This is a genomic window from Rhizobium sp. S152, from assembly GCF_030380735.1.
In the GTDB taxonomy this organism is placed as follows: Bacteria; Pseudomonadota; Alphaproteobacteria; order Rhizobiales; family Rhizobiaceae; genus Rhizobium.
In genome coordinates this window covers 644536-657237 of the sequence record NZ_JAUDRZ010000008.1, presented here as the reverse complement: position 1 = coordinate 657237, position 12702 = coordinate 644536, and the positions used below count along the sequence as shown (strand labels likewise).

The following is a 12702-nucleotide window of genomic DNA, read 5'->3' as shown; positions in this document are numbered from 1 at the left end:
TCGACTACTGCTGTCGAATCGGGGCCAGGAGGTCCAGCGGCATGCCGGCCTTCTGGTGCGAATCCAGCTCGACATAGTTGGGGTTGGCTGACGTCGCGGGAACCGCGAAGCCGTCGCGCGCATAAGGCTGAGCCTGTTCGACAGGGCGCAGCTTCATGGTCTGCAGCAGGTTGCCGGACGCGGCCAGGATCTTGTACTCGGCAAACAGCGACGCTACGCGGGCCGTATCGGCGAGCACCTTGGTGTTGAAGCGGGTGTTCTGGGCATCGAGCACGTCGAGCAGCGAGCGCTGGCCGACCTTGAACTGCTCGCGGTAGGAACCGACCAGCCTTTCGTTGATCGAGGTCTGCTCGCCGAGGATCTTGGAGAGATCGCTGCGGCTGACGCGCTCGTTCCAGGCGGAGCGAACCGACTGCTCGACTTCGCGCTGTACCTGCGCCAGCGCATAGCGCTGCTCGCCGGAGCGGCGGATCTGTTCCTGCTCGCGGGCGACGTCGATGCCGCCGCGATAAAGGTTCCATCGGGCGACGACGCGGACCTGGTAGTCGTTGGTATTGCCTTCGTCGCCGTCGATATCGTCACCGACGCGGGCCGTGCCTTCAAGGTTGACCTTCGGCATGTAGTTGGCGCGCGCGCCGCGAACGCCGGCGTCGGCCGCGTCGACATCGGCATTGGCCGAGTAGATGCGCGGGCTGTTCCTGGCGGCGACATAGACCGCGTCGTTCAGCGTCTTCGGGAGATACTTGGCGACGGACGGCGGCGTCGACGGGTTGGAGATCTGCTCGCCGACGGCCTGGAGGAAGCGGATCTTGGTCTGTTCCAGCTCTTCCAGCGCTTCGCGCAGGCGGGCCTTGGCGGCCTGGAGACGCTCGCTGCCCTGCAGGCGGTCGGCATCGGTGAGCGCGCCGCCCTTGATGCTCTCGCTGATGTCGCCGACCATGCCCTGATGGAAGGACACGTTCTGCTTGGCGGCAGCAACGATCTGGTTCTGCAGCATGTATTCGAGATAGTCCTGCGTGACTTCGAGCGCCAGCGCTTCCGAACGCTCGAGAACGCGGAAGGAAGCGCCATCGACGCGGGCAGCCTGCTGCTGCACCTGCGCCTTGCGGCTGCCGCCGTCGAAGATGGTCTGCGATACCGTCAGGCCGACATCGCCGGGCGACAGGTAATCATGATCGGATCTCAGCGCGCCGGAGCTGTTGTTCGACAGACGGCGACGGCCGATGCCGGCTTCGAGATCCACCGACGGCAAGTAAAGACCGCGGGCCTGGCGAAGTTCGAATTCAACCGCTTCGCGATCTTTTGCCGCCTGCAAGATCTGCGGGTTGGTCTTCATCGTCTTTTCGATTGCCTGCTGCAATGTCATTGCACCGGCATCAGCACAAAAAGTAAGGCCTATAGCAACAGTTGCAGACAAGACTGCGAATATTCTTTTGCGATTGAACAAAGAAGATGCCCCTCAACATCAAGATTCATACGATGACCTCGTATACCAAAGCCTATTCTTGGGTAAACGAGTAACACCAATCTTTCCACATTCCAATTGCGGCCCGCGGCTTCCTGCGAAGACAGTTAACCCGGCAGGGAAGAACTACCTAAAGCGAGAATTTTACAGAATTTTTTAACCGGGATTTTGCCCCGGCCTGATTAGCTGGCTCGACATACAAACGGGTGCAAACCGCAATGAATTTCGGCCAACGTTACTCATCCGCAACAACTACAATTTCTGCTCTCCGAATCTCCATCGTCGGAGCGTTGTGCTGCGCGGCGGGATCAGTCGGGGTGTTACTTATCTTAAACCTTCTCGCGCCGGAGCAACCATTTTTGGTTGGGTTCGTGGGTGCAATTCTTATTTCGCTTTTTGTTGCATTTCCGCTTCTTATGCTTCTGCAACTCAAGGTCGGCGAGCTAAAGAAACTGCAAGATACGGTCAACTATACTCAACGCCACGACGCCGTTACCAAGGCGCTGAACGGGACGGCGTTCGCCGCCGCCGTCGAGCACTACATGGATCGGCGCAAGCGGATCGCGACCGATGCTGGTGGGGTGATGATCGCCGTGGTGATCGATACGCTCGACGAGATCAGCCGCCGCTACGGGCCGCAATGGGCCGACACCGTGATCCAGTCGCTCGCCTCGATCATCCAGTCCTCCGTGCGCAGCGGCGACCTCGTCGCCCGGCTCGCCTCCAACGAACTCGGCGTCTTCCTGCCCGGCGCCTCGATCGAAAACGCCCAGGATGTCGGCACCCGCATCCGCCAGCGCGTCACCGCAGCGTCGTTCACCGCCGGCGAGATGCCGCTGTCGATCGGCGTCAGGCTCGGCGGTGCGGTTTTCGAGGGCGCCACCGACTTCAACCACATTCGCCAGCTTGCCGACGAGATGGCGATGGAACGCGGCGGTGACGCCGACGAGCCGATCCCGATCTCGCGTCTTCCCGCTGCCTGAAAACGCGGAAAAGGCGCCGAGGCGCCTTTTCGAGGTTCTGGTGTCGGGGCCTGGTTAGCCGACGTGCGGGGCGGTGGTCGCGTCGTGCTTGTCGTCGAAGAGGATCTTGACGGCCTCGGTGGTGTTCTGAAGCACGGCAACATCATGCCAGGCGCCATTGTCGTTGACGCTGACCACGGTATCGGTGCCCGAGACCGTCGTCTTGACGCTTGCCAGCGCTTCCGCCTCGTTCGCCTGATGACCAAGCAGGCTGTCGAGCAGCTTTGAGACATCGAGCGTATCGCCTTCGCTTGCCTTGAAGTCGGTGATGACATCGGCAAGCTTCACGTCGTTGAAGGCATCGGCATCGAGAACGAAGGTATCGGCGCCGGCACCGCCGGTGATCGTGTACATGCCGCCGCTGCCGGCGATGAGATCGTCGCCATCGCTGCCGAACATCGTGTAGGCATGGCTGTCGCCGTCGGTGCCGCCGAGCGTGGTGTCGAAGGCGACCTCGACGAAGTGACCGCCGACGCCATCCGAAGTCGTGTAGCTTCCCTCGGACATGATCGACTGACCGTTGATCTCCGTGCCGGAGGCCGAGGCGTCGAGCGAGATGCTGGTGATCTGGTGGTCGGTCAAGCTCGAAAGCTCCCCGGCATCGGTGATGCCATTATGGTTCAAATCCTGCCAGACGGTGAGCTTCGAGAAGGCCTCGTCGGCCGCATCGATTCTGCCGTCATGATTGCTGTCGAGCGTCGCCAGCGCCGCCAGACCATCGACATAAGTACCACCGGCAAAGTGCGGCGAGAAGATCTCGCTGCCGTTGTCGATCTTGCCGTTGCCGTCGAGGTCGTAGGCCAGAATGCCATCCGTGCCCGCCGTCCAGGCGATCTTGTCCTGATGACCATCGGCATTGATGTCGAAGGAGACGCCGTGGTCGAGGGTGGTAAGCGCGATGCCGTTGTGGTCGAGATCGAGGATGATGGGGTCGATCTGGCTCTTGGACGAGAAGCCGACCAGAGAGGCAACATTGGCGATCGATCCCTGCAGGTCAACGAGCGTGTACTGGCCCGAAGATTCCTGCTGGTAGATGAAGTTGTGCACGGAATGATCTTCGAAGGTTGCCGTGAAAACCACGACCCTGCCATTGCCTATGCCTCCAACCGTGAGAGCCTTGACCGCGGTCGCCACGTCGGTGAGCGAGTCGATTGTCACAACGCCCGAGCTTGTCTTGAAGCTCACAACACCATCTTTAATCGTAAAACCGTTGATCCCGATGCTACCGTCCACCTTCGCAAACGACTTGCTGCTGTCGCTCGCGACGTTGACCGAACCGGACAACTGCAATTTGTCGCCGTCCGAAACCTTGAAGTCGGTAATGGTGTCATAGCCCGAGATCTGGATCCGGCTTCCCGAGCCTGAGATCGAGAAGGAGGAATCGCCACTTGCAATCACAAACGTGTCCTTGCCCGCACCGCCGGTAAGCGTATCCCCGCCACGACCGCCGGTGATGGTATCGTTGCCCGAACCGCCGATGATCGTATCGGCACCGGAGGAACCAGTGATTGTGAAGCCTTCGGTCTGGTTGGAGAGGTCGAGCTTGACCGCCGCAGTCAGTGACACCTTCTCGATATTGACGATCTGATCATCGCCGGTGCTGGTGAAATTCGCTCCCACCTGCAGCGTATCCGTACCGCTACCGCCATCGAGCAGATAATCGGTGTCATCACCTACGATCGTATCGTTGCCGCCATTTGCGATAATGACATCACGCCCGCCGTTGCCAATCAGCGTGTCGCCGTAGTCGCTACCGATCAGGATTTCGTTGGCGGATGTTCCGCGGACCGTCGAGCTCCACTGGTAGTCGACATCGACGTGGCCGTTCGCGCTGGCAGTGCCATCGGACGCGGTATAGTCGAACGCCCCACCGGGAAGAAGCCAATCATCGAAGCTGACCGACGCGGACTTTGCGTCGTGGTCCACATCGTCCCAGCCAGCATTCCTCACATTGGTGATCTTCAAGCTGTCGCCGTCGGCGTCCTTGTCGTTGAGGAGAAGGGCCCAATCGGGGATCGAGATGCTTGAGGAATTGGTGATCACGATGTCGTCGCTGGTAACCGGCGCGCGGTTGGGGACAACATCGTCGGCGCCATTGATCGTAACCGTGACGACCTGCGCGGTACCGTCGATGGTCTGAACCGTGAACGTGTCGGTCAGCGTCTGGCCACTGTTCAGCGCATTGACGGCCGCGTTGTTGTTGTCCAGCGCGTAAGTCCAATGACCGGTCGCGTCGATCGTGTACGTGCCATAGCCACCGGTGCTCTTCGTCGCGGTCGCAATGACTTTCCAACTATCGTCAGCGTTGTCCACATCCGTGGAGTTCAGATCGCCGCTTGCAGTCGCGGTGCCCGTGCTGGCGTAGCCTGCCTCGACGACCGTACCGGTCGCCTTGCCGGTGATCACCGCCGCGTCATTGGCGCCGTCGATGGTGACCGTGACGACCTGCGAGGTGCCGTCGATCGTCTTCACCGTGAACGTGTCGGTCAGATGTCCGTTCTCGTTGAGGGCATTGACGGTCGCGTTGCCGTTGTTCAGCGTATAGGTCCAATGGCCCGTCGCATCGATCTTGTAGGTGCCGTAACCATTGGCGCTGGCCGTTGCCGTCGTCACTGCCTGCCAGGCATCTGCCGTATTGTCGACATCCGCCGAGTTCAGATCGCCATTTGCCGTGGCGACTCCGTTCCCTGCCGCACCGGCCTCGACGACCGTACCGGACGCGTTGCCGGTGACCACCGCCGCGTCATTGGCGCCGTTGATGGTGACCGTGACGACTTGCGAGGTGCCGTCCTCGGTCTGGACCGTGAACGTGTCGGTCAGATGTCCGTTCTCGTTCAGGGCGTTAACAGCAGGGTTGCCGTTGTTCAGCGTGTAGGTCCAATGGCCTGTCGCATCGATCGTGTAGGTCCCGTAGCCGCCGGTGCTTGCCGTTGCCGTCGTGACCGCCCGCCAGGCATCCGTCGTGTTGTCGACATCCGTGGACAGCAGGTCGCCATTCGCCGTTCCCGTGCCCGTGCTCGCGGAGCCGGCTTCGACAACCGATCCAGTCGACGTGCCGGTGATCACCGCCGCATCGTTCGTGCCGGTGATGTTGACCTTGACCGTCGTCGTGGTGCCGTCCGCGGCGCTGACCGTGAAGCTTTCGGTGTAGACCTGGCCGCCGACGAACTCGTTGTGCGCGGAGCTCGCGGTGTAGCTCCATGCGCCGTTCGCGTCGATCGAGAACGTGCCGTACTTGCCTGCGGCATCCGTCTGCGCCACGAAGCTCGCGGAGCTGTCGACGTCGCTGATCGTCAGGTTGCCCGACGTGCTGATGTCGGTGGCGCTGTCGGTTTCCGTCAGATTGACAACCGCGCTGGAAAGAACAGCCGCATCGTTCGTGCCGACGATCGTGATGGTGATCGTCTGGGACGAGCTGACGTAGCCGTGCTGGTCGACGACGGAGACCTGGTAGGTCTGGACGATCGTCTGGTCGGCGGCCAGGAAGTCGATATCCTTGTCGACGACGGTGAAGTTCAGCTGCGCCTGGCGGCCGCTGCCATCGGCGTTGCCGACGGCGTCGAGGATCGTGGAGCCCACACTGCCCAGGAAATGGCCGCCCGGCGCCGTGCTCGTCATCTCGGTGATCTGCAGGCTGTGAGTGTCGTGGATGTCATCGTCGGTGAAGACGATGACGCGGTCCAGATGAAGCTCCGTCGAGGAACCCGTCTGGCCAGCCGTTTCCGTAACCGTGCCCGTGCCTTCGACCGAGGTGATGTAAGGCCGGTCCTCGGTGCCGACGATCGTGAAGCTGACTTCGTTGGACGTGCCGTCGAGAGATTTCACGACGAAGGTCTCGATCTTCTTCTCGCCGTCGCCGAGATATTCGACCAGATCCGCCTTCACCGAATAGGTATAGGTTCCATTGCTGTGCAGATCGAGCCTGCCAAGGGTCGGGCCACTGCTGGTCACCGTCTCCTGGAAGGAAGCCTGGCCTTGATCGACGTCGGTGATCGATATCGTGCCCTCGGCGGTCAGCTTTCCGGCGCTGACGTTGACGCCTTCCATGACCTGCGCATTGTTGGGGTTGCCGATGACGGCGGCATCGTTGGTACCCGCGATCGCCACATCGATCACCTTCGACGCCGTGCCGTCCGCGGAGGAAACTGTGATGCTATCGGTCAGCGACTGGCCGGCGCCCAGGCTCTGGACGTCGTGGCTGTCGTTGTCGAGCGTATAGGTCCATGCGCCGGTTGCCGTGTCGAGGGTGAAGACACCGTACTTGCCGTTCAGGCTTGCAGGCGTCCTGAAGTGATCGTCGCCGGTGTCGCGGTCGTTGACCGTCAGCGTCCCGTGTGCGGTCAAGGTCGTGTCTTCCTTGACGCTGCCGTCGGCGTCGCCCGATATCGTGGCCTTGTCGTTGGTCGCGGAAATCTTGACGTCGAAGTCCTTGCTGTCGATCTCACCGGACTTGTCGGCAACCGTCAGCGTGAAGGTCTCCTTGGTGCCGGACTTCAGGCCTTCGATCGCGGCATCGTTCGGCATGAACGTGTAGGCGCCGGACTTGCTGTTGACGTAGAGCGTGCCGTAGGTGCCGACCTTGGCGACATCATAGCCATACTTGGCGCTCGATGCGACACCACCGGAGACGCCATAGGTGGCGGTCTCGTTGGCATCGCGATCGGACGAGGACATGGTGCCCGATGCCGCGTTGAAGCTGTCGTCCTTATCCGTGTCGGTATAGCTGACCTCGTCTTGCGAGATCGTCAGTTGCGGCTTGTCGTTGGCACCGTGGATTTCGACGGTGAAGGTCTGCTGGTCGGAGAGACCCCCGGCATCGGTGACCTTGATCTGGAAGCTTTCGCTCGTCTCGGTCTTTGTCTTCTCGATGGCGGTGTCGTTCGGCTGGTAGACATAGGCGCCGGTCTTGCTGTCGAGATAGAGCGTGCCGTAGGTGCCGCTGGCCTTCAGGTCGTAGCTGACGTTTGCGATCTTGTAGTTGCCGGAGGACGCGTTGCCGAGGCCGTATCTGGCGGAGTCGTCCAGGTCGCGGTCGGTCGACGAAAGCTTGCCGGTGATCGGCTGGAACGCATCGTCGGCCGCCGTGTCGGTGAAGCCGATGGTAACGGGCGAGAGGACCGGCTTGTCGTTGGCGGCATCGATGTTGACGACGAAGGTGGTGCTGTCGGTGGCGTTCGAACCGTCGGTGACGGTCAGCGTGAAGCGCTCGTCGGTATCGTATCTGCGGCCTTCGATGGCGGCATCGTTCGGCTCGTAGATGTAGGCGCCCGTCTTGCTGTTGAGGTAGAGCGTGCCGTAGCTGCCGGTCTTGGCGACGTCGAAGCCGTCGCGGGCGCTGGAAGCCACACCGCCGGAAACGCCATAGGTCGCGCTGTCGCCGGCATCGCGATCGGTCGAGGAGAGCTTGCCGCTGGCGACGGAGAAGCTGTCGTCAGCGGAAGTGTCGCGGTAGGTGACGCTGGAAAGCGTGGCCGAGATCTCGGGGCGATCGTTGGTGCCTTCGAGGTTGACGGTCAGCGTTTCCTTGCCGGATGCGCCGGACTGGTCGGTAACCGTGAGGTCGAAGCTTTCCGAGGCATGCGCCTTCAGGGCCTCGATCGCGCCGTCCTTCGGAACGTAGACATAGTTGCCGGTGGTGCTGTTCAGATAAAGCGTGCCGTAGGTGCCTGATTTCGCGATATCGTAGCCCGAGACGTTCGAGGCACCGCCGCCGGTAATGCCGTAGGTCGGACGATCGCCCGCATCACGGTCGCTGGAATAGAGGCTTCCGAAGCGCGAGAAGAAGACGTCGTCGCGGCTGCTGTCGTTGTAGGTGATGTTCGTCAGCGTGGCGTAAAGCTCCGGCGTGTCGTTGGCGCCATGAATATCGACGGTGAAGTTGGCGTCGTCACTGGCGCCGGAGCCATCGGTGACCTTAATGGTGAAATTTTCCGACGTGTCGGTCTTGCGCGCTTCGATCGCGTCGCCATCCGGAACGTAGATGTAGGCACCGGTCTTGCTGTCGACGTAGAGCGTGCCGTAGCGACCATCCTTTGCGGTATCATAGAGCGTGCCGCCGACGGCGAAGAGACCGCGCCATGCACCCTCAACGCCATAGCGAGCGGTGTCGCCGGCATCGCGATCGGTCGAGACGAGCGAGCCCCTCACGGCCGAGAAGCGGTCGTCTTCAGCGGTGTCGGTGAAGGACAGCTTGACGGAGGAAAGCTCGGGCTTGTCGTTCGCGCCTTCGACGGTCACCTGGAAGTTGGTGCTGTCGGTGGCGTTTGCTCCGTCGGTGACAGTCAGCTGGAAGCTCTCGGTCTGCTTGTTCTTGAGACCTTCGATCGCGGCATCATTGGGGACAAAGGTGTAGGCGCCGGTCTGGCTGTTGAGGTAGAGCGTGCCGTAGGTGCCCGCCTTGGAAATATCGTAGGCGCCGTCGATAAAGTTGCCGGCCGTCACACCGGTTCCGGCGATGCCGTATCGAGCGCTGTCGCCCTTATCGGCGTCGGTGGTGGTCAGCTGGCCGGTCGCGGCGGTGAAGGTGTCGTCATAGGAGTGATCACTGTAGACCACGCCCGTCGTGCTGGCGGAAAGATGCGGAGCATCGTTGGCGCCGTTCACCGTGACGGTGATCGTCTGCTGCGCGGTACCATCGGCGGAGACGACCGTCAGGGTCTCGTTGACGGTCTGGCCCTGTCTCAACTCCTGCGCCTTGGCGTTGTCGAGATCGTAGGTCCACTGGCCGTTGGCGGGATTGAAGGTGAAGGTGCCGTAGGCGCCCGTCAGCAACGAGGAAGCCGGGGTCTGGAAATGGTTTTCGCCGGCATCGACATCGGTAACCTTCAGCGCGCCCTGGGCGTGCAGCGTGCCGTCTTCCTGGACAGCGGCGCCCGGAGCATAGCCGGTGATCGTGGCGGCATCGTTGGCGCCGGTGATCTGGACCTGGTAGACGCCGCTCTTGGCGGTGCCGTCGGCATCGGTCACGGTGAAGGGGATGGTGACATTGGCGATTTCGCCGGCATTGAGGGCATCGAAGACGCCCGCCTTGATCACCACATGGCCGTTTTCATAGGTGTAAGAAGCGGCATCCAGCGTCAGCGGGATGCCGGAGGCAGTCGCGACGGTCGCGACGCCGAGCACAACCTTGCCGGCACCATCGGCGCCGAACGAGAACTGGTGGCCGGCGGCGAGTTCAAGCGAGATATTGTCGTCTTCGCCTGCGGATGCCGTGAACACGGGAACGTCGCTGCCCTTGGTGAGGCTGATATTGGCGAGATAGGTCCCGTTGTTGTCATTGCCGTCGCCGATTTCCTGGAAGGTGAGCGTGTTGGTGCCGTCCTTCGCGGTCAGCACCTTCATCTCCGTGACCATCGCGCTGCCCGGCTCGTAGATGCCGATGCTGACGCCGTTCCAGAAGACTTCTAGGCGGGCACTTGCCGGAACCGGCGCGCCGACGTCGAACTTCAGCGTGTAGGTGTCGCCGGCCTTGAGGCCAGTGATGTCCTGGGAAATCGTCGTGTTGCCGGGCGAAGCGCCCATGTCGACCATCGGCGCGCCATTGCTGGTCTTCATGCCGGAATAGGTGTTGCTGACACGCTCGAGCTGGCCGCTGCCGGTGCCCTCGACCTTCCAGCCGATATCGCTGTTGGCGGAGCCGGCCCAGCCGCCGTTGTCCCAGCCCGCCGCCTGCCAGCCGGTGCTGGTTGCGCGGAAGTCGCCGTTGGCGAGCAGGTTCACGGCCTCAGGGGTGCCGGTGATCGTCGGACCGGAATCGGTCACGTTGACACGGATGATGCTGTTGACGGCATCGCCATCGCTGTCGGTAAAGGAGACGGTGGCATCGATGCGGATATTGTCGACGTTGGTACCATCAACCCGTGCAACGTGATCGAGCACCTGCGACAGCTGCGCGGTAACGGACGTGCCGTTCGCGGAAAGCTCGATGACGGGATGGCTGATATCGCCGACATAGCCGATGATCTTGGTGCCGTCGGACGAAAGCGTGAAGATGACCGGCTGGCCGTTCGACTTCAGTGGCGATTCGTAGGTAGCGCCAGGACCGGACAGGGTGAAATCGACGTTGCCGGGGGTACCGCCGCCGATATCAAGGTGAACCTTGCCGGTAAAGCTTGTCTTTCCAGCGCCGTCGGCGCCGTAGTTGATGGTGAAGCTCTTCGATTCCGTATCCGGCGTCGCGCCGTGGATGTCGTTCTCGCTGACGGTGATGTAGCGGTCTGCCTGTGTCGTCGTCGGCTTGTCGTCGAGGATATCGACCTGGACGGTCCCGGTGTTCCACGCAGTCTTGTCGCCGTCAGCATCGGTTGCCGCGAAATCGAAGACAAGGCGAAGATCGTTGCTGTTCAGCGGATGATCGATGGACGCGAACTGCTTGTATTCATAGGCGCCCGTCTCCTGATCGGCGCTGAGGGTGAAGACCACGGTCTTGCCTGCCGATGCGGTCAGCGTGATGACGCCGTTGTCGACAGTCGTGACGTAAGTCAGCGCAACGCCGTGCGAGCTCAGCGGCGGATAACTGTCCTTTGCATCCATGTCGATCGAGGTGCGGAACGTCAGGTCGGTGATCGTCGCGCCGTCGGCGCCACCGGTGAACAGCAGTGTTCCGGTCGCGGACTGGGTGGTGAACACGCCGTTGACGCCGTGCTCGTTGATCACGCTGGTGCCGGAAAAGTCAGCCGTCGGAACGTCATCCTTGACGTTAACAGCGAACGAACCGCTGTCGGTGTCGCCATCGGCATCCTTGGCCACGAAATTGAAGGTCAGGCCAAGCGTTTCGTTGCCCGTCTTGGAGTCCTGCGGATGGTCGAGCGGCTGGATCAGCGTGAAGCTGTAGGCGCCGTTCGGCGCCGTCGGATCGAGCTTGACGACGAAGACCTCGTGCATGTCGTCGCCTTCGCCGACATAACCGGTCAGCGTGTGGCCGTTATCGGAGATGACATATTGGACGGTCTGCCCATCGGACTTCAGGGCGCCCAAGTCCTTCTGCACGTCTGCAAAGGTCAGGTCGCGGTTGGCGCCGTCGTCTGCGCCCCAATTGATGCCGAGCGAGATATCGTGGACGCTGGCGCTGCCGCCTTCGCCCTTGAGCAGATCGGCTTCGTTGATCGACTGCGCCGCAACGCCTTCGCCGACGCTCGGCGCGTCGTCATTGATGTCGATCGCGCCGGTGCCGGTGACGCTGTCGCCGTCCTTGTCGGTCACGGTGTAGTTGAAGAGCAGCCGCAGGGTATCGTCGGCGCCGGCCTCACCCTTGTCGGGATGATCCAGCGGTCCTGATTGCGTGAAGGTGAAGGCGCCGGTGCTGGGGTTGGTGACGGTGAGGACGAAGACCGGGTGGCCGTCGACCGAGCCGGTGACGGTCAGGCCGCTGACGGTCACGACCACGGGCTTGCCGTCGGAGGTCAGGTCGACATGTGAACCGTTCTGGGTGCCTTCGACCATGTTCAGCGAGTTGGAGAGCTGAACAGCAACGATCTTGCCGCCGTCGCTACCGGGGGTGAAACCGAACGTGCCGTTGACGGTCTGCTCGCTGAAGCCGCCTTCGCTGCCCTCGTTCTCGGTCAGCGTCAGCAATTCGGTGGCGGTGATGGTCGGCACGCCGTTGCGCAGTTCTTCCCTGTCGGTGAACTCGCCGTCGGGCTGTTGCGTGTCGGCGAGGAGCTGGGCGAGCTGGGTCGGATCCTGAGCGTCCTGCTGCAGCGAATCCTGGAAATCGGCGCCAGAGCTCGAGGGAGCGGCGCTCGCGGAGTAGGAGCCGTCGGGGCCGGCGGCGACGTTGATGTTGCTCTGCTCGAGTGCTGCGATCACCGCCTGCTGCGGAAGCTCGACTTCGCCCAGCAGGAAGGTCGGGATGTGGTGGGCGCCGTTGACGATGACGATCTCGGTGCCATCGGCCTGGACGAGAACGAGGTTGTTGCCCTCGATACGGATGTCGTCGATCGAGACGTCGGCCGGCAGGTGGGCGACGTTGTTCTGATCCGGGACAACTTCGTTCGGGTGATTTGCGGCGGCTACCGGGGCTGAAGCGGCGGGTGCTTCCGGCAGGCGATCGGTGCGCACCGGCTGCTGACTGGTATCGGCCTGTGCGACCTCGACACCCTCTCGGGCGGAGGATCCATCCTCATGCGTATCGGCAATAACGTCGCTGGATACGTGCTCGCCGTCGACAGCAGAAATGCGCAGATCTTCGATAGACATAAAGATAACCCCAATATG

At 61.9% G+C, this 12702-nt stretch carries 3 protein-coding genes; 1 reads left to right on the top strand and 2 read right to left on the bottom strand.

Annotated elements, in window-relative coordinates:
- Positions 1–4: 4 nt before the first annotated feature.
- Positions 5–1366: a TolC family outer membrane protein gene (locus QTL95_RS12775; protein ID WP_289720324.1), complete on the bottom strand. Its 1362-nt coding sequence runs from the start codon at positions 1364–1366 to the stop codon at positions 5–7.
- Positions 1367–1881: 515 nt separating this feature from the next.
- Here QTL95_RS12775 and QTL95_RS12770 point away from each other — a divergent pair.
- Entirely contained in the window at positions 1882–2448 is a 567-nt protein-coding gene (locus QTL95_RS12770) for a GGDEF domain-containing protein (protein ID WP_289720323.1), read from the top strand.
- 54 nt (positions 2449–2502) lie between these two features.
- Here the strand turns inward: QTL95_RS12770 and QTL95_RS12765 are convergent, their stop codons facing one another.
- Positions 2503–12684 carry a VCBS domain-containing protein gene (locus QTL95_RS12765; protein ID WP_289720322.1) on the bottom strand — a complete coding sequence of 3394 codons (10182 nt, stop codon included), beginning with the start codon at positions 12682–12684 and terminating at the stop codon, positions 2503–2505.
- Between the last annotated feature and the right edge of the window lie 18 nt (positions 12685–12702).

Coding starts and splice junctions, on each gene's coding strand:
- QTL95_RS12775 (WP_289720324.1), bottom strand. CDS start 1,366: ATGACATTGCAGCAGGCAATCGAAAAGACGATGAAGACCAACCCGCAG.
- QTL95_RS12765 (WP_289720322.1), bottom strand. CDS start 12,684: ATGTCTATCGAAGATCTGCGCATTTCTGCTGTCGACGGCGAGCACGTA.
- QTL95_RS12770 (WP_289720323.1), top strand. CDS start 1,882: ATGCTTCTGCAACTCAAGGTCGGCGAGCTAAAGAAACTGCAAGATACG.